This is a genomic window from Streptomyces longisporoflavus, assembly GCF_014649775.1.
GTDB classification, from domain to species: Bacteria; Actinomycetota; Actinomycetes; order Streptomycetales; family Streptomycetaceae; genus Streptomyces; species Streptomyces longisporoflavus.
The window spans coordinates 404,836-422,478 of sequence record NZ_BMTR01000005.1; the positions used below are offsets into that span (position 1 = coordinate 404,836).

General features: G+C 68.9%; 16 protein-coding genes and 1 riboswitch. Of the genes, 10 read left to right on the plus strand and 6 right to left on the minus strand.

Features of this window, described 5'->3' with window-relative positions:
• The first annotated feature begins 178 nt into the window (after positions 1–178).
• From ctaC to IE226_RS13285, 4 genes are all read left to right on the plus strand, one after another.
• Positions 179–1,141, plus strand: a complete 963-nt coding sequence (ctaC, locus tag IE226_RS13270; RefSeq protein ID WP_190081324.1) for an aa3-type cytochrome oxidase subunit II — start codon at positions 179–181, stop codon at positions 1,139–1,141.
• Positions 1,138–2,874 (plus strand): aa3-type cytochrome oxidase subunit I, encoded by a 1,737-nt coding sequence (gene ctaD, locus IE226_RS13275; RefSeq protein WP_190081325.1) that lies wholly within the window; start codon positions 1,138–1,140, stop codon positions 2,872–2,874. Before ctaC ends, ctaD begins: the two co-directional genes overlap by 4 nt.
• On the plus strand, positions 2,871–3,269 hold the full coding sequence (locus IE226_RS13280) for a cytochrome c oxidase subunit 4 (RefSeq protein WP_190081326.1): 399 nt from the start codon (positions 2,871–2,873) through the stop codon (positions 3,267–3,269). The genes ctaD and IE226_RS13280 overlap by 4 nt, the downstream gene beginning before the upstream one ends.
• 154 nt (positions 3,270–3,423) lie before the next feature.
• On the plus strand, positions 3,424–4,671 hold the full coding sequence (locus tag IE226_RS13285; protein WP_190081327.1) for a L,D-transpeptidase: 1,248 nt from the start codon (positions 3,424–3,426) through the stop codon (positions 4,669–4,671).
• Positions 4,672–4,741: 70 nt separating this feature from the next.
• Here the strand turns inward: IE226_RS13285 and IE226_RS13290 are convergent, their stop codons facing one another.
• Complete coding sequence (locus tag IE226_RS13290; RefSeq protein WP_190081328.1) at positions 4,742–5,143, minus strand: DNA-binding transcriptional response regulator; 402 nt, start codon at positions 5,141–5,143, stop codon at positions 4,742–4,744.
• 178 nt (positions 5,144–5,321) lie between these two features.
• Between IE226_RS13290 and ctaE the strand changes: the two genes are divergently transcribed.
• The 6 genes from ctaE (at position 5,322) to IE226_RS13320 (ending at position 12,482) form a co-directional block, all read left to right on the plus strand.
• Positions 5,322–5,942: an aa3-type cytochrome oxidase subunit III gene (gene ctaE, locus IE226_RS13295; protein ID WP_190081329.1), complete on the plus strand. Its 621-nt coding sequence runs from the start codon at positions 5,322–5,324 to the stop codon at positions 5,940–5,942.
• Positions 5,943–6,025: 83 nt separating this feature from the next.
• Entirely contained in the window at positions 6,026–6,835 is an 810-nt protein-coding gene (qcrC, locus tag IE226_RS13300) for a cytochrome bc1 complex diheme cytochrome c subunit (protein WP_190081330.1), read from the plus strand.
• A complete protein-coding gene (gene qcrA / locus IE226_RS13305; protein WP_190081331.1) occupies positions 6,832–7,890 on the plus strand; it encodes a cytochrome bc1 complex Rieske iron-sulfur subunit in 1,059 nt (352 codons plus the stop codon). The genes qcrC and qcrA overlap by 4 nt, the downstream gene beginning before the upstream one ends.
• On the plus strand, positions 7,887–9,518 hold the full coding sequence (gene qcrB, locus IE226_RS13310) for a cytochrome bc1 complex cytochrome b subunit (RefSeq protein WP_190081332.1): 1,632 nt from the start codon (positions 7,887–7,889) through the stop codon (positions 9,516–9,518). Before qcrA ends, qcrB begins: the two co-directional genes overlap by 4 nt.
• Positions 9,519–9,655: 137 nt before the next feature.
• A complete protein-coding gene (gene trpD, locus IE226_RS13315; protein WP_190081333.1) occupies positions 9,656–10,720 on the plus strand; it encodes an anthranilate phosphoribosyltransferase in 1,065 nt (354 codons plus the stop codon).
• Between the two features lie 96 nt (positions 10,721–10,816).
• A riboswitch (SAM riboswitch) is annotated at positions 10,817–10,933 on the plus strand.
• 166 nt (positions 10,934–11,099) lie between these two features.
• Positions 11,100–12,482, plus strand: coding sequence for an aminotransferase class V-fold PLP-dependent enzyme (locus IE226_RS13320; RefSeq protein WP_190081334.1), 1,383 nt, complete (start codon positions 11,100–11,102; stop codon positions 12,480–12,482).
• On the opposite strand, the gene IE226_RS13325 is transcribed toward IE226_RS13320, so the two are convergent.
• The 5 genes from IE226_RS13325 to IE226_RS13345 form a co-directional block, all read right to left on the minus strand.
• Positions 12,434–13,672 carry a glycerate kinase family protein gene (locus IE226_RS13325; protein WP_190081335.1) on the minus strand — a complete coding sequence of 413 codons (1,239 nt, stop codon included), beginning with the start codon at positions 13,670–13,672 and terminating at the stop codon, positions 12,434–12,436. The two genes, IE226_RS13320 and IE226_RS13325, sit on opposite strands and share 49 nt — an antisense overlap.
• A gap of 30 nt (positions 13,673–13,702) precedes the next feature.
• Positions 13,703–15,115, minus strand: coding sequence for an SLC13 family permease (locus tag IE226_RS13330; RefSeq protein WP_190081336.1), 1,413 nt, complete (start codon positions 15,113–15,115; stop codon positions 13,703–13,705).
• A 97-nt stretch (positions 15,116–15,212) separates the two neighbouring features.
• Positions 15,213–15,875, minus strand: a complete 663-nt coding sequence (locus IE226_RS13335) for a response regulator transcription factor (protein WP_190081337.1) — start codon at positions 15,873–15,875, stop codon at positions 15,213–15,215.
• Entirely contained in the window at positions 15,872–17,329 is a 1,458-nt protein-coding gene (locus IE226_RS13340) for a sensor histidine kinase (RefSeq protein ID WP_229870846.1), read from the minus strand. Before IE226_RS13340 ends, IE226_RS13335 begins: the two co-directional genes overlap by 4 nt.
• On the minus strand, positions 17,316–17,639 hold the full coding sequence (locus IE226_RS13345) for a small secreted hydrophilic protein (RefSeq protein ID WP_190081339.1): 324 nt from the start codon (positions 17,637–17,639) through the stop codon (positions 17,316–17,318). Before IE226_RS13345 ends, IE226_RS13340 begins: the two co-directional genes overlap by 14 nt.
• Positions 17,640–17,643: the final 4 nt, after the last annotated feature.

Here is a 17,643-nt window from a genome sequence, read left to right on the forward strand (position 1 = left end):
TAACACCCTTCGGAGTGACCCGCGGCGCGTTAGGCACCCTCCCCGCGCGACCCCAAATAGCGTCCAGTAAGGTTTGGCCCGCATAAACATCCAAACCCCTGCCCGCCGCAGGGCGGCGACCGACGACCGAGAAGGCCGCACCCGACCGCGCGGGCCGAGACTCTCGGGAAGGCGCTACGTGAGTCCCAACGGCTCCGACCGCTCGTCGCGGCGCCCGATGCGGCGGAAGCTGCCGCAGGTGCTGACTGCGGGCCTGATCCTGGCAACCGCGACCGGTTGCACATACAAGGACTTTCCCCGCCTTGGTATGCCCACCCCCGTAACGGAGGAGGCTCCGCGGATCCTCTCCCTCTGGCAGGGCTCGTGGGCGGCAGCGCTCGCCACGGGCGTGCTGGTGTGGGGACTGATCATCTGGAGCGTCATCTTCCACCGGCGCAGCCGCACCAAGGTGGAAGTACCTCCGCAGACGCGTTACAACATGCCCATCGAGACGCTCTACACGGTGGTTCCCCTCATCATCGTCTCGGTGCTCTTCTACTTCACGGCTCGTGATGAGTCGAAGCTCCTCCACCTCGACGACAAGCCCGCCCACACGGTCAACGTGGTCGGCTATCAGTGGAGCTGGGGCTTCAACTACATCGAGGACGTGAAGGGTTCCGACAAGGACGACGCCAAGACGGCCAAGGAGCTGGAGTCCATCCCGGACAAGTTCCGTGATGCGTTCCCGTCCAACGCCGGCGGTGTCTACGACGTCGGTACGCCCGGCCAGCGGAACCCGCAGAACAACAACCCCGGTCCGACCCTCTGGCTCCCCAAGGGCGAGAAGGTCCGGTTCGTGCTGACTTCGCGTGACGTCATCCACTCCTTCTGGGTGGTGCCGTTCCTCATGAAGCAGGACGTCATCCCGGGCCACACGAACGCCTTCGAGGTGACTCCCAACAAGGAGGGCACCTTCATGGGCAAGTGCGCGGAGCTCTGCGGTGTCGACCACTCCCGGATGCTCTTCAACGTGAAGGTCGTTTCCCCCGAGCGCTACCAGAAGCACCTCGAGGACCTGGCGAAGAAGAACCAGACCGGTTACATCCCGGCCGGCATCGAGCAGACGAAGCACGAGAAGAACCGGGAGACGAACAACCTGTGAGCATCCTCAACGAACCTCAGGGTGCCGCGGCAGCAGAAGACTCGTCGGCGAACGAGCTGCCGGTACGGCGCGCACAGCCGGGCGCTGTGGTCATCAAGTGGCTGACGACCACCGACCACAAGACGATCGGCACGCTCTACCTGGTCACGTCGTTCGCGTTCTTCTGCATCGGCGGCGTGATGGCGCTCTTCATGCGCGCCGAACTCGCTCGTCCCGGCTCGCAGCTGATGTCGAACGAGCAGTTCAACCAGGCGTTCACGATGCACGGCACGATCATGCTGCTGATGTTCGCGACGCCGCTGTTCGCCGGATTCGCGAACTGGATCATGCCGCTGCAGATCGGCGCGCCCGACGTGGCGTTCCCGCGGCTGAACATGTTCGCGTACTGGCTGTACCTCTTCGGCTCGCTCATCGCGGTGGCCGGCTTCCTCACCCCGCAGGGCGCGGCCGACTTCGGCTGGTTCGCCTACTCCCCGCTGTCGGACGCCGTCCGGTCGCCGGGCATCGGCGCCGACATGTGGATCATGGGTCTGGCCTTCTCCGGCTTCGGCACGATCCTCGGCTCGGTCAACTTCATCACCACGATCATCTGCATGCGCGCACCCGGCATGACGATGTTCCGGATGCCGATCTTCGTGTGGAACGTCCTGCTGACCGCGGTTCTGGTCCTGCTGGCCTTCCCGGTTCTGGCCGCCGCGCTGTTCGCCCTGGAGGCGGACCGTAAATTCGGCGCCCATATCTTCGACGCGTCCAACGGCGGCGCGCTGCTGTGGCAACACCTCTTCTGGTTCTTCGGCCATCCAGAGGTTTACATCATCGCGCTGCCATTCTTCGGAATCATTTCCGAGGTCATCCCGGTCTTCTCCCGCAAGCCGATGTTCGGCTACATGGGCCTGATCGGCGCGACGATCGCCATCGCGGGTCTCTCCGTGACCGTGTGGGCGCACCACATGTACGTCACCGGTGGCGTGCTATTGCCGTTCTTCTCCTTCATGACGTTCCTGATCGCCGTGCCAACGGGCGTGAAGTTCTTCAACTGGATCGGAACGATGTGGAAGGGCTCACTGAGTTTCGAGACACCGATGCTCTGGGCCGTCGGCTTCCTGATCACCTTCACCTTCGGTGGTCTGACCGGCGTCATCCTGGCCTCGCCGCCGATGGACTTCCACGTCTCGGACTCGTACTTCGTGGTCGCGCACTTCCACTACGTCGTCTTCGGCACCGTCGTCTTCGCGATGTTCTCCGGATTCCACTTCTGGTGGCCGAAGTTCACCGGCAAGATGCTGGACGAGCGGCTCGGAAAGATCACCTTCTGGACGCTGTTCATCGGCTTCCACGGCACGTTCCTGGTGCAGCACTGGCTGGGTGCGGAGGGCATGCCGCGTCGTTACGCGGACTACCTCGCCGCCGACGGATTCACCGCTCTGAACACGATCTCGACGATCTCCTCGTTCCTGCTCGGTCTGTCGATCCTGCCGTTCTTCTACAACATCTGGAAGACGGCCAAGTACGGCAAGAAGATCGAGGTCGACGACCCGTGGGGCTACGGCCGCTCGCTGGAGTGGGCGACGTCCTGCCCGCCGCCGCGGCACAACTTCCTCACCCTGCCGCGGATCCGTTCCGAATCCCCGGCGTTCGACCTGCATCACCCTGAGATCGCGGCTCTCGACCAGCTCGAGAACACCGGCCACGGTGACAAGGCGCTCGCGGGCGGCAAGGAGGCCGGCAAGTGAAGGTCCAAGGCAAGATGTTCATCTGGCTGAGCGTCTTCGTGCTCGCCATGGCGATCGTCTATGGCTGGTGGTCGAAGGAGCCGGCGGGTACGACCGCGCTGTTCCTCGCCTTCGGTCTGTGCATCATGATCGGCTACTACCTGGCCTTCACGGCCCGGCGTGTCGACGCCTCCGCGCAGGACAACAAGGAGGCCGACGTAGCGGACGAGGCCGGCGAGGTGGGCTTCTTCAGCCCGCACAGCTGGCAGCCGCTCTCGCTGGCCGTCGGTGGCGCGCTCGCCTTCATGGGAGTCGTCTTCGGCTGGTGGCTGCTGTACTTCTCGGCCCCCATCCTCATGATCGGCCTGTTCGGCTGGGTCTTCGAGTACTACCGGGGCGAGAACCAGACCCAGTGAGTCTGTGAATCCCTGTCCCACCAAGGGAAACCCTGTTTCACCGAGGGGCCCGGACACTCCGCCAGGAGCGTCCGGGCCCCTCGGCGTGTCGCGGCCGACCCTCGGACGGGTCACTCGGCGCGCCGGAGCCGATGAACCTCCATACCGTGTGTTCATGAGCCACTCACCGCGAATCCGCACGGTACTGAGCTGCGCCTTGCTGGTGTCCGCCCTCGGGGTGGGAACCACGGCCTGCGGCAGCTCCGACGGCCACCCGCTCTCGGCTAAGCCGTACGACGCGGCGGGCCAGATCGCCTTCAACGGCCCTGTGGGCACCCAGAAGGCGGATCCCGACAAGCCCCTGGAGGTGACCGCCCGGGGCGAGGACGGGCGCATCACCGACGTGACGGCCACGGACGCGCAGGGGCGGTACCTGGCGGGCGAACTCGCCGCCGACGGCGCCCGCTGGCACAGCACGGCGCCGCTGGCCGCGGGAGCGCGTTACACGGTGCGGGTCAGCGCCGAGGACGAGGACGGCTCGCCGGGCCGCAAGGTCCTGACGTTCGACACCGGCGCCCCGACGAAGAAGAAGCGCCTGGACGTCACCTTCGGCCCCGATTCGGGCAAGTACGGTGTCGGCCAGCCCGTCACGGCCAAGCTCAGCGCCAAGGTGAAGGACAAGCAGGCCAGGGCGATCGTGGAGCGCGCCCTGAAGGTCGACACGCAGCCCGCGACGCAGGGCGCCTGGCACTGGGTGGACAGCGAGACGCTGCACTACCGCCCCAAGGAGTACTGGCCCACGGGCGCGTCGATCAGCGTGCGCAGCAACCTCGAGGGCATCAAGGTCCGCGACAGGCTCTGGGGCGGCAGCGCGAAGCCGCTGAAACTGACCATCGGCGACCGCATCGAGGCCGTGACGGACGCCGGCTCGCACTACATGACCGTCTACCGCAACGGCGAGGAGATCAACTCCATGCCGGTGACGACGGGCAAGCCCGGCTACTCCACGCGCAACGGCGTCAAGGTGGTGCTCGGCAAGGAGTACTCCGTACGCATGACCAGCGCCAGCATCGGCGCGTCGGACTTCTACGACAAGATGGTCTACTACGCCACGCGGGTCACCGACTCGGGCGAGTACGTGCACGCCGCGCCGTGGTCGGTCGGCTCCCAGGGCTACGCGAACACCAGCCACGGCTGCACCGGCATGAGCACCAGCGACGCCGCCTGGTTCTACGAGACCGTCCGGCAGGGCGACATCGTGAAGGTCATCAACAGCGCAGGCGCGGACATGGACCCGTTCGGCAACGGCTTCGGCGACTGGAACGTCGGCTGGAAGAACTGGCGGGACGGCAGCGCCCTGTTGGGCGGCGTCAAGAAGGGCCCCACGGCGCTCGACGCGGCCCGACTGCGGCCGCAGGTCTAGCGGACCGCGAGAGAGCCGCTGAACGGCGCGGAAGGCCCCGTGCCGAAGCGCGGGGCCTTGCCTCGTGCCGTCAGGCTTGGACGGCCAGCCTGCCGCGCAGCAGGGCGGCCAGAGAGTCCGCGAACTCGACCGGATCGACCGGAAGGGTGACCGCGGCCTCCGCGCGGCTCCAAGTGGCCAGCCAGGCGTCCTGGGGGCGCCCCATGAGCAGGAGCACGGGCGGACACCGGAAGACCTCGTCCTTGAGCTGGCGGCAGACTCCCATGCCGCCCACGGGCGTGGCCTCGCCGTCCAGGACGCAGACGTCGACGCCGCCCCGGTCCAACTCCTTCAGGACGGCGGGAAGAGTCGCGCACTCGATGAACTCGACCGCGGGAACGTCCGCCGCCGGCCTGCGTCCGGTGGCCAACCGGACCTGCTCGCGGGTGCTCGCGTTGTCGCTGTAGACCAGCACCGTGGCGGTCGGCTGCATTGTTCCTCCGCTTCGTCGGGGGCATTTCGCCGGGGACCGATGCGCGGATGCTACTCCTCCGAACACCCCGTCAACAGCGGTTCGGACAGCCCTTCGATGGGCCATACGGGCAGGACACACCCCTCAGACACTCCGAACGGCACCCCCCGGGGTGAGGGCGGGATAAGCGACCGACATAATGTCGGTCGTGGCGACAGCAACGACAGTAGATACCGGGCACGCGCACCCGCCGGTCAATCGGCCGAACCTCACCAGCGTCGGAACCATTATTTGGCTCAGTTCCGAGCTGATGTTCTTCGCGGCCCTCTTCGCGATGTACTTCACCCTGCGATCGGTGACAGGACCTGAGCACTGGAAGGAAATGGCGTCCGCGCTGAACTTCCCGTTCTCGGCGACGAACACCACGATCCTGGTGCTCTCCTCTCTCACCTGCCAGCTGGGCGTGTTCGCCGCTGAGCGCGGTGACGTGAAGAAGCTCCGGATGTGGTTCATCGTCACCTTCATCATGGGTGCGATCTTTATCGGCGGTCAGGTGTACGAGTACACCGAGCTGGTCAAGCACGAGGGCCTCTCGCTCTCGTCCGACCCGTACGGCTCGGTCTTCTACCTGACCACCGGCTTCCACGGTCTGCACGTGACAGGCGGTCTCATCGCCTTCCTGCTGGTCCTCGGCAGGACCTACGCGGCCAGGAAGTTCACCCATGAGCAGGCGACCGCAGCCATCGTCGTGTCCTACTACTGGCACTTCGTCGATGTTGTCTGGATCGGTCTCTTTGCCACGATCTACATGATCAAGTAAACGGAGCCGGGTTCACGACGAGCCCCACGTTCCGACTCATTCCAGAAGCATCGACGCAGAAGATCCTGACACCGGGGTAATCCGTGAAAAAGCTCTCCGCACGACGACGCCACCCGCTGGCGGCGGTCGTCGTCCTACTCCTCGCGCTGGCGGCCACCGGGGGGCTGTACGCCGCGTTCGCACCCGCGGACAAGGCGCAGGCCGACGACACCGCCCAGTCCCTCGCCATCGACGAGGGCAAGAAGCTGTACTCCGTGGGCTGCTCCAGCTGCCACGGAACCGGCGGTCAGGGGTCCTCCGACGGTCCTAGCCTGGTGGGCGTCGGCGCAGCCGCCGTCGACTTCCAGGTCAGCACCGGCCGTATGCCGCTCCAGCAGCCGGGCGCCCAGGCGCCGAAGAAGAAGGCCATCTACAACCAGGCCCAGATCGACCAGCTCGGGGCGTACATCGCCTCGCTGGGCGCGGGGCCGACCGTTCCCACCGAGAAGCAGTACAGCCCGGACGGGGCGGACATCGCCAAGGGTGGCGAGCTGTTCCGCACCAACTGCGCGCAGTGCCACAACTTCACCGGTGAGGGCGGCGCGTTGACGAAGGGCAAGTTCGCTCCTTCGTTGGAGGATGTCTCCCCGAAGCACATCTACGAGGCCATGCAGACCGGCCCGCAGAACATGCCGTCCTTCCCCGACACGGTGATGCCGGAGAAGAACAAGAAGGACATCATCGCGTACCTCGACGCGGTCAACGGCGAACAGACCGAGAGCCCTGGCGGTCTCAAGCTGGGCGGCCTGGGTCCGGTCAGTGAAGGCCTGTTCGGCTGGATCTTCGGTCTCGGCACGCTGATCGCGGTCGCCGTGTGGGTCGCCGCTCGGACCGCAAAGGCCAAGAAGTCATGAGTAGCCAAGAGAATCCAGAAGAGAACCTGCCCAGCGTGCAGGAGAAGACCGAGCACGGTTCGGTCGCCGTCGCGGACGAGAACCCGTTCGCCGACCCGGGCCTTCCGCCCCACGAGCACCGTGTCCAGGACATCGACGAGCGGGCCGCCAAGCGGTCCGAGCGTGCGGTCGCCTTCCTGTTCACGCTGTCGATGCTGGCCACGATCGGCTTCATCGCCTCGTACGTGGCCTTCCCGGTCGACAAGAGCGTCTACATCTTCCCGATCGGCCACATCAGTGCGCTGAACTTCTCCCTGGGCATGACCCTGGGCGTCGCGCTCTTCTGCATCGGCGCGGGCGCGGTCCACTGGGCCCGCACCCTGATGTCCGACGTGGAGGTCGCCGACGAGCGGCACCCCATCGAGGCCGAGCCCGAGGTCAAGGCCAAGGTCATGGCCGACTTCAAGGCCGGTGCCGCGGAGTCGCAGTTCGGCCGTCGCAAGCTGATCCGCAACACGATGTTCGGCGCGCTCGCCATGGTGCCGCTCTCCGGTGTCGTCCTGCTGCGTGACCTCGGGCCGCTGCCCGAGGACAAGCTGCGGCACACGCTGTGGTCCAAGGGCAAGCTCCTCGTGAACATGAACACGAACGAGCCGCTGCGTCCGTCGGACATCGCGGTCGGCTCGCTGACCTTCGCCAAGCCCGAGGGCCTGGAGGAGCACGATCACGACTTCCAGAAGGAGATCGCCAAGGCGGCCCTGATGATCGTCCGTATCCAGCCGGACGACATCAAGGACAAGCAAGAGCTCGAGTGGTCGCACGAAGGTGTCGTCGCCTACTCGAAGATCTGCACCCACGTCGGCTGCCCGATCTCCCTGTACGAGCAGCAGACGCACCACGTCCTCTGCCCGTGCCACCAGTCCACCTTCGACCTCTCCGACGGTGCCCGAGTGATCTTCGGCCCGGCCGGTCACGCGCTGCCGCAGCTGCGCATCGCCGTGAACGAAGAGGGCTACCTCGAGGCGCTCGGCGACTTCGCCGAGCCCGTCGGTCCTGCATTCTGGGAGCGCGGATGAGCACTACGACGACTGAGACGCGTAAGAAGGAGGCACCCGCTGGTGAGCGGGTCGCCGACTGGGCCGACGGCCGCCTTGGGATCTACTCCCTGGCCAAGGCCAATATGCGCAAGATCTTCCCGGACCACTGGTCCTTCATGCTCGGTGAGATCTGCCTCTACAGCTTCATCATCATCATCCTCACGGGTGTGTACCTGACCCTGTTCTTCCACCCGTCGATGAACGAGGTGGAGTACCACGGCAGCTACATCCCGCTGCAGGGCCAGCTGATGTCCGAGGCGTTCAACTCGACCATGCACATCAGCTTCGACGTGCGCGGTGGTCTGCTCATCCGGCAGATCCACCACTGGGCGGCGCTGATCTTCCTCGCGGCGATGTTCGTGCACATGATGCGCGTCTTCTTCACGGGTGCCTTCCGTAAGCCCCGCGAGGTCAACTGGGTCTTCGGCTTCCTGCTGTTCGTGCTCGGTATGTTCACCGGCTTCACCGGTTACTCGCTGCCGGACGACCTGCTTTCCGGTACCGGTGTGCGCTTCATGCAGGGCGCGATCCTGTCCGTGCCGATCGTGGGCACGTACCTGTCGATGTTCCTGTTCGGCGGGGAGTTCCCCGGCGGCGACTTCGTGGCCCGGTTCTACTCGGTGCACATCCTGCTGCTGCCGGGCATCATGCTCGGCCTCGTGGTGGCGCACCTGATCCTGGTCTTCTACCACAAGCACACGCAGTTCGCGGGCCCCGGCAAGACGAACAACAACGTCGTCGGCATGCCGCTGCTTCCCGTCTACATGGCGAAGGCCGGAGGCTTCTTCTTCCTGGTCTTCGGTGTCATCGCGGCCGTCTCGGCGATCGCCACGATCAACCCGATCTGGGCGCTCGGTCCCTACCGTCCGGACCAGGTCTCCACCGGAGCCCAGCCCGACTGGTACATGGGCTTCTCCGAGGGTCTGATCCGTGTCATGCCGGGCTGGGAGATCAACCTCTGGGGCCACACGCTCGTCCTGGGTGTGTTCGTCCCGCTGATCATCTTCCCGCTGGTCCTGGTCGCGATCGCGGTCTACCCGTTCATCGAGTCCTGGGTCACCGGCGACAAGCGCGAGCACCACATCCTGGACCGCCCGCGCAACGTCCCGACCCGTACGGGCTTCGGCGTCGCGTGGATCACCTGGTACATGGTGCTGCTCATCGGTGGCGGCAACGACCTCTGGGCCACGCACTTCCACCTGTCGATCAACTCGATCACCTGGTTCGTGCGTATCGCGTTCTTCGTGGCGCCGGTCCTCGCGTTCATCATCACCAAGCGGATCTGCCTGGGTCTGCAGCGGCGCGACAAGGACAAGGTGCTGCACGGTCGCGAGTCGGGCATCATCAAGCGCCTGCCGCACGGTGAGTTCATCGAGGTCCACGAGCCGCTCAACCAGGAGCAGCTGCACACGCTCACCGCGCACGAGCAGTACGCGCCGCTCGAGATCGGCCCCGCGGTCGACGAGAACGGTGTCGAGCGCAAGGTGTCGGGCTCGCAGAAGCTCCGGGCCAAGCTCTCCAAGGGCTACTACGGGGAGGACAACCAGATCCCCAAGCCCACCACCGAGGAGTACAAGGAGATCACGAGCGGCCACGGCCACCACTGATCGACTGAAGCTCTGACCACGGTCGCCACGGCGAGAGCCCCGTCCCCTGCATCCAGTGCATGGACGGGGCTCTTTGCCGTCCGGCGGGCTGGATAAGGTGTTCCTGTCCTATGGCCGAACGAACCCAGGAGCGGCAGATGAGCGCTGTGACCCCCGCAGGAGGCGACACCGCGGCGGCCCGTTCCTGGCCCGGTGTGCTGAACGGACTGCTCGAAGGGCGCGACCAGAGCGCCGCGGACACGGCCTGGGCCATGGACCGCATCATGCGGGGCGAGGCGACGGACGCGCAGATCGCGGGCTTCATGGTCGCGCTGCGGGCCAAGGGCGAGACCGTGGAGGAGATCTCCGGTCTCGTGCACACGATGTACGAACACGCCAACGTGATCGAGGTGCCGGGGCAGACGGTCGACATCGTCGGCACCGGCGGCGACGGCGCCAAGACCGTCAACATCTCCACGATGTCCGCGATCGTGGCCGCCGGCGCGGGCGCGAAGGTCGTCAAGCACGGCAACCGCGCCGCGTCGAGCGCCTCGGGCGCCTCCGACGTCCTGGAGAAGCTCGGGGTCAATCTGGAGCTGCCCCTGAAGCGGGTCGTCGAGGTGGCCGAGGAAGCCGGGATCACCTTCTGCTTCGCCGTGAAGTTCCACCCGGCGCTGCGGCACGCCGGCGCGGCGCGCAGCCAGCTGGGGATCAGGACCGTCTTCAACGCCCTGGGCCCGCTCACCAACCCGGCCAAGGTGCGCGCCCAGGCGGTGGGCGTCGCCGACGCGCGGATGGCGCCGATCGTGGCCGGTGTCTTCGCCGAGCGCGGCCACTCCTCCCTCGTCTTCCGCGGCGACGACGGACTCGACGAACTGACGACCACGTCGACCTCGCGGGTCTGGGTCGTACGGGACGGCGCGGTGCGCGAGGAGGCGTTCGACCCGCGGGACGTCGGCATCGACCTCGTCCCCGTGGAGGCCCTGCGCGGCGCCGACGCCTCGTACAACGCCGAGGTGGCGGTGCGGCTCCTGGACGGCGAGAGCGGCCCCGTGCGGGACGCCGTGCTGCTCAACACGGCGGCGGCCCTGGTGGCCCGCACGCCGGGCGAGGGCACCCTGGTGGAGCAGATCGGCGCCGGTATCGCGAAGGCGGCCGAGTCGATCGACTCGGGTGCCGCGAAGAAGGCCCTGGAGCGGTGGGTGGCGGCCAGCAACCGCTGAGGCCGCCGACCGGCCACCCCGAATGTGACGCAAGGCGCAGTCCGGATTCTGGACTGCGCCTTGCGCGTCGAAGATCGTGTGGCAGGATGCTGCACAGGTCATGAGTGACAGCGATTAAGCCCCGGCTCGCTGTCCGGCAACCCTCCGTCCGTGGCGGGGTGCCCCGGGTGAAGACCAGGCCGTACGCAGCAAGGCGTATGGCAAGCGCGGACCCCTGCGAACACCCTGGGGTCCTGGTCCTCAAGGGAGCAGTCTCGTGAGCAAGCGAATGCGATAGGGCTTTCCGGCCCCTCTTCCGCACCCCCTTTTCTCTTCGTCACTGCAGCGCCGCACGGGCGTCCTTGCAGTGAACTCGCCTGCCTTCCCACGGGAGTTCGCCATGTCTGTCACCACCGCTGCCGCCGACCGATCCGTCTGTGCCGCCCCGCTGCCCGTCCTCGGCCGTGACGTCACCGTGCCGCTCGTGACCGGCGGCGAGGTGACCTACGCGGCGCTCGACTACGCGGCGAGCGCGCCGGCACTGCAGCGGGTGTGGGACGACGTGGCCGCCTACGCGCCGTACTACGGCAGCGTGCACCGCGGGGCCGGGTACCTCTCGCAGCTCTCCACCGACCTCTTCGAGAACAGCCGGGCCACCGTCGCCGAGTTCCTCGGCTGCCGCGAGGGCGACCAGGTCGTCTTCACCCGCTCGACCACCGACTCGCTGAACCTGCTCGCCGCCGCGCTGCCCGCCGACTGCCAGGTCTTCGTCTTCGAGACCGAGCACCACGCCTCGCTGCTGCCCTGGCGCGACGCCCGCGTGACCTACCTGAACGCGCCGCGCACCGCCGACCAGGCCGTCGCCACCCTGGAGCGCGCCCTCGCCGACCGCGAGCCCTACGGGCCCGCCCTGGTCTGCGTGACCGGGGCCTCGAACGTCACCGGTGAACTGTGGCCGGTCAAGGAGCTCGCCGCCGCCGCCCACGCGCACGGCGCCCGCATCGTCCTGGACGCCGCGCAGCTCGCGCCCCACCACCCCGTCTCCATCAGCGAGCTCGACGTCGACTGGGTCGCCTTCTCCGGCCACAAGCTGTACGCGCCCTTCGGCTCGGGCGTCCTCGCGGGCCGCTCCGACTGGCTGCGGGAGGCCGAGCCGTACCTCGCGGGCGGCGGCGCCTCGCGCAAGGTCGCGCGGCGCCCCAAGGAAGCAGGCGGCGGTGTGGACGTCGAGTGGCACGAGACCGCGGCGCGGCACGAGGCCGGTTCGCCGAACGTCATCGGCGTGTACTCGATCGCCTCCGCCTGCAAGGCGCTGACCGAGGCGGGCTTCGACGAGCTCGTCGCCCGTGAGAACCAGCTCATCGCCAAGGTGCGCGAGGGCCTGGCCGAGGTGCCCGCCGTGAAGGTGCTCTCGCTCTTCGGTGACGACGCGCCGCGGGTCGGTGTCATCTCCTTCGTCGTCGACGGCTGGAACAGCTCGCACTTCGCCGCCGCGCTCTCCGCCGAGTACGGCATCGGTGTCCGCGACGGTCTGTTCTGCGCGCACCCGCTGGTGCGCACCCTGCTCGGGAGCGACCCGCAGACCCAGGGCGAGTGCGGTGCCCCCGAGGCCGAGCCCGGCGAGAAGTCGCTGAACGCGATCCGGGTCAGCTTCGGCGCGGGCACCCCGGACGAGCACGTGGAGCGTTTCGTGCGCGCGGTCAAGGAGCTGGTGGCGGACGGCGCGCGCTGGAACTACCGCACCGAGGACGGGCGTTGCGTGCCGGACACCAACGTCGCCTGAGCCTTGGTCCTGCCTGCCCCGGTCCTGTCCGTCCCGGCCCTGCCCTTCAGGCGTGACCCCAGGACGATCATCCGCAGGGCCCGCTCGGTCGCGTCGGTGAGGAACTCGCCGCCACGCCCGAGTGCCTCGGTCAGCGAGACGGGCGCAGGCAGGATCGAACTGTAGGCGTCCACGCCGACCGCCCGTACGTGGTGTGCGCCCTGGCCGATCGTGCCCGCGAGCACGAGAACGGGGCGGCCTGACCGCTTGGCGCGCCTCGCCACTTCGGCGGGGACCTTGCCGCGCGGCGTCTGGTGGTCGAGGGCTCCCTCGGCGGTGACGACGAGGTCGGCGCGGGCCAGGCGCGCGTCCAGGTCCAGATGGTCCAGCAGGACGTCGAAACGGGGGAGCAGCCGGGCGCCGAGGGCCGCGAGACCCGCCCCCAGACCTCCGGAGGCGCCCGTTCCGGCGCCGAGGGCGAGGTCCGTCGTGGCGTGCAGGTCGCGGGTCAGGACGTGGGCCCAGCGGTCGAGGGCGGCCGCGAGCTGGTCGACCTGCGCGGGCGTCGCGCCCTTCTGCGGGCCGAAGACGCGGGCGACGCCGCGCTCGCCGGTCAGGACGTTGAAGGGGTTGCAGGCGACGCGGATCTCGGTGTCCTTCAGACGGGGGTCGAGGCCCGCGGGGTCGATGCGGCTCAGCCGGGTCAACTCCCGTCCGCCGTGCGGCAGTTCCCAGTCGTCCGCGTCCAGGAGGCGGGCGCCGAGTGCCTGGAGCGCTCCCGCGCCGCCGTCCGACGTGCCGGAGTCGCCGCAGCCCACCAGGATGCGGCGCGCGCCCGCGTCGAGAGCGGCGCCGATCAGTTCGCCGACGCCGTACGTCGTGGTGGCACCGGGGTCACGCGCGTCGCGGGGGACGAGCGAGAGCCCGGCCACGGCCGCCATCTCCACGACCGCCGTACCGTCGGGAAGCAGCGCGAAGTGCGTGCCGATCCGCTGCCCGACGGGGCCGGTGGCGGGCAGCGCGACCAGCCGGCCGCCGGCGGTGGCGGCCAGGGCGCGGGCGGTGCCCTCGCCTCCGTCCACCAGGGGGATCAGATCGGTCTCGGCGTGCGGGACGACACGGCGTACTCCCTCGGCGATGGCCTCGGCCGCCGACTGCGCGGACAGGGACTCCTTGAAGCCGCTGGGGGCGATGGCGAAACGGGTCAGCATGGGGTCTCCAGGGTGGATTCAAGGGTGGGTTCAGCGGACGGGCACGCCGAGCAGCGGCCAGAGCGTGACGGCGAAGAGCAGGACGAGTGCGGCGGTCAGCGGTGCCAGGACCGCGGAGAGGCGCAGCAGGTCGCGCGGGGTGTAAGTGGGGGTGCCGGGGATGTCGGCGAAGAGCGTGACGGGCTTCGCGGACGCGGGCAGGGTGTGGCAGAAGCCGGCGGCGGCGGTGGAGGCGAGGGCCGCCGCGACCGGATTGACGCCCGCGCCGACGGCCGCCGCGACGACCAGCGGGACCAGGACGGACGAGCGGGCCGAGCGTGACTGGAGCACCAGGTGCGCGGCCGTGCTGACGCAGACGACGACGGTCAGGAACAGCCAGGGCGGCACATCCAGCGGGACCCCGCCCACCAGCCACTTCGCCGCCCCGGAGTCGGCGAGCGCGACGCCCATCGCCATCGTCGCCGCCATGAAGAGCAGCAGCGCCCACGGCACGGTCTTGAGCGCGTCCTTCAGGCGTACGGTGCCGAGCGCGGGGGACGAGGCGACGACCGCGCCGATCAACGCGACGACGGCGGGCGGCACCTGGTGCAGTGGTTCGCTGCACCAGAGCGCGACCACCGTGGCGAGGAGGAGGGCGCAGCGGGTCTCGGCGGGCTCCCAGGCCCCGGTGACCGGCTGCTCGCTGTGCTCCTGGAGCTGCTCGACGGTGATGTGGACGGGGCCCTTACGGTCCGCCCGCCGCGTCGTCGTCAACAGCACGGCTTCCGCCGCCAGATGGGACGAGGCGACGGCGAGCGGCAGGCCGAGCAGCATCCACTGGGTGAAGCCGATCCGGTCGCCGGTGGCCTCCCACAGCACGGAGACCGTGATCAGGTGGGCGCCCGCGCCGATCAGGGTCGCCACCGCGGAGAGCAGGATCACCGTCGGGAACAGCAGTGCGAGCATCACCACCAGGCGCCTGCGGTCGGCGAGGACCTTGGCGAGCGCGAGGAAGACGGGCAGCGCGAGCGCGGCGCGGCCCGACGTGGCGGGGACCGCGAACGCGGTGACGACCAGGGCGGCCGTGGTCAGGTGCGTCAACTGCCGTACGGTGCGGGCCCCGCTGACCAGAAAGGCCGCCGCCCGGCCCGCGAGACCGCTGCGGGCGACCGCGGCGGCCAGCACGAAGGCGCAGATAAGCAGCCAGACCGTCTCGTCGCCGAGGGTGCCGAAGAGCGTGTCGCTGCTGATCACCCCGGTCGCGGTGAGGGCGAGCCCGGCGCCGAGCGCGATGTACGTGTCGTCGATCGGCGTACCGATCCACGCGCAGGTCGCCAGGGCGAACACGCCGAGGGTGAGCCGGGCGTCACCGCTCAGGCCGGGGAAGTTGCCGGGCACCAGGAGCAGGGCGCACAGGCTGAGCGCGATGCACAGGGTGATGGCTTGGCGGGGATTCAGGGTCACACGAGGAGCCTCGGTCCCGGCCGTGAGGGCTCAATGAGCAGTGGATGAAAGGAATTTCACCAGCGCCCCGACCAACTGCTGTACCGGCTGCCGGTCGTCACCCCGGCAGCCGGTACCCCATCCCGCGCACCGTCTCCACCCGCTCGGCGCCCAGCTTCTTGCGCAACGCCCGTACGTAGACGTCCACGATGTTGGAGCCCGGGTCGAAGTCGTACCCCCACACGTGCGACAGGATCTGCTCCCGCGAGAGCACCTGACCCGGATGGCGCAGGAAGAGTTCGAGCAGCACGAACTCACGTGCCGTCAGGTCCACGGTCCGCTCGCCCGAACGCGCCCTGCGCGTGCGCAGGTCCAGCGTCAGCTCCCCGCTGCGCAGCACCGTCACCTCCGGCGCCCCCGCCGCCGTACGCAGCCGCAGGCGCACCCGCGCGAGCAGCTCCTCGAAGCGGAACGGCTTGGTCATCCAGTCGTCCGCGCCGCCCTCAAGGCCCGCCACCGTGTCCCGGACCGAGTCGCGCGCCGTGAGGACGATGACCGGTGTGCTCACGCGGGCCTCGCGCAACTGCCGCAGGACCGTGAAGCCGTCCCTGCCGGGCAGCCCGATGTCCAGGACGACGAGATCGAAGCCGCCGGTCAGGGCGTAGTCGTAGCCCGCGTCGCCGTCGCCGACGGCGGTCGTGGTGAAGCCGTTGGCGCGCAGGCCCTTCTCGACGAAGGAGGCGATGCGCTCCTCGTCCTCGACGATGAGAATCCGGTTCATGGCAGTCCTGGTTCCTGTTCTCGCGGTCCTGCACGCAGTACGAGTACGAAGGTGGCGCCGCCGCCTTCCGTGGGCCGAGGCTCGACCTGCCCGCCGTGTCCTTCGGCGATCGCGCGCACGATGGCCAGGCCGAGCCCGGCGCCGGTGGCCCGGGAGCCGCGGCGCGCGGTGCCGCGCCTGAACCGCTCGAAGATCACCGCGGCGTCCTGTGCCTGGACGCCGGGTCCGCTGTCGGCGACGTACAGCTCGATCCGGCCCGCCGCACAGCGTGATCCGATGCCGATGCGCTGGCCGGGAACGGTGTGCTGGACGGCGTTCTGGGCGAGCTGCACCATCGCCTGGGTGATGCGCTGCGGGTCCAGGGCGGCTTCCCCTTCGGCCACTTCGGCCAGCTTCCAGTCGCGGTCGCCGAGCGCCCGCGCCTTGACGAAGACGTCCGCGGTCAGCTCGGCGAGCTGCACCGGCTCCGGGGTGACGAAGTCGGGGCGCTCGGCCTTGGCGAGCAGCAGGAGGTCCTCGACGATCCGGCTCATCCGGTCGAGCTCCTCCATCACGATCCGGGTCGTCTCCTCGCGCTCGCGCGGATCGTCGCCCATCAGCTCCAGATGGCCGCGGACGATGGTGATGGGGGTGCGCAGCTCGTGCCCCGCGTCGTCGACGAACTCGCGCTGCGCGGCGAACGCCCGCTCCAGGCGGTCGAGCATGCCGTTGAACGTCTCGGCGAGCGCGGCGATGTCGTCCCGGCCCTGCACCGGGATGCGCCGGGTCAGATCCTGCTCGGTGAGCTGCGCGGCGGTCGTACGCACCAGGCGTACGGGCTTGAGGATGCGCCCGGCGACGGCCCAGCCGATGCCGGTGGTCATCAGGAGCGCGACGCCGGAGATGGCGAGCAGCATCGTGAACACGTCGCCCGCCTTGGCCTGTTCGCCCGCCGGGTGGAAGGCGACCACGAACGCCGCCGCCGGATGACCCGCGCTCGCCGCGATCTCCACCTTCGCCCAGCGGACCTCGCCCCGGTCGCGATGCAGCGTGCCGGTCGCGTCGGGGGACTCGAAGACCGTGCGCAGCGCGGCGGGGTCCTCGGCGAGCGGATGGCCGATCCGCGGCTCGCGCGACTGCTCCTTCTTCGCGGGCGCCCTGCCGGGGCGGCCGACCAGGCCGAGGAGCTCCTCGTCGGGGTCGGCGTACTGCCGGGACAGGAAGAGCCGCAGGAGGGGGTCGGGGGCGGCGAACTTCCGGCCGGTGTGCGGGTCGACCCCTTCGCGGGCGAGGTTGGTGAACTCCGCGGTCTCCTGGGCGAGCAGCCGGTCGATGCGGTGGTCTACGTCGCGCAGCAGGACGGAGCGCGTGGTGGCCGCGACCGCGGTGAGCGCGACGGCCATCACCACGAGCAGCCAGAGCAGGATGCGGACACGGGCCGATATCCGGCGGAGCGGGCGGTCAGCCGTCGTCACCGGGGCCGTCGTCGTCGTTGTCGCCCCGGCCGCCTTCGTTGCCGTCGTCGTCGTTGTCATCGCCCGAGGAATTCTCGCTCACCGGCGGCGGGGACACCGTCTCGTCACTCGGCGTCGGCCGGGGGGTGTCGGGCTTCGACGAAGGCGACGAAGGCGACGGCCCCGGTGACGACGAGCCGCTCTCCAGTTCCACCTTGGGCGGGGCCTTGGGAGGTTCGGGGCTGTCGGTCAGGGCGTAGCTGGTCGCGGCGATGCCGAGGGGGATCGCCACGACGGCGGCGAGGGCCGCCATGCGGTGGGAGAAGACCATGGCA

Bases quoted from the DNA above. Each gene is read 5' to 3' on its own strand.
- IE226_RS13325 (WP_190081335.1), bottom strand. From the start codon at position 13,672: ATGCTGACCCGTTTCGCCATCGCCCCCAGCGGCTTCAAGGAGTCCCTG.
- ctaE (WP_190081329.1), top strand. From the start codon at position 5,322: ATGTCGGTCGTGGCGACAGCAACGACAGTAGATACCGGGCACGCGCAC.
- IE226_RS13320 (WP_190081334.1), top strand. From the start codon at position 11,100: ATGTCTGTCACCACCGCTGCCGCCGACCGATCCGTCTGTGCCGCCCCG.
- IE226_RS13285 (WP_190081327.1), top strand. From the start codon at position 3,424: ATGAGCCACTCACCGCGAATCCGCACGGTACTGAGCTGCGCCTTGCTG.
- trpD (WP_190081333.1), top strand. From the start codon at position 9,656: ATGAGCGCTGTGACCCCCGCAGGAGGCGACACCGCGGCGGCCCGTTCC.
- qcrB (WP_190081332.1), top strand. From the start codon at position 7,887: ATGAGCACTACGACGACTGAGACGCGTAAGAAGGAGGCACCCGCTGGT.
- IE226_RS13290 (WP_190081328.1), bottom strand. From the start codon at position 5,143: ATGCAGCCGACCGCCACGGTGCTGGTCTACAGCGACAACGCGAGCACC.
- IE226_RS13335 (WP_190081337.1), bottom strand. From the start codon at position 15,875: ATGAACCGGATTCTCATCGTCGAGGACGAGGAGCGCATCGCCTCCTTC.
- qcrA (WP_190081331.1), top strand. From the start codon at position 6,832: ATGAGTAGCCAAGAGAATCCAGAAGAGAACCTGCCCAGCGTGCAGGAG.
- IE226_RS13345 (WP_190081339.1), bottom strand. From the start codon at position 17,639: ATGGTCTTCTCCCACCGCATGGCGGCCCTCGCCGCCGTCGTGGCGATC.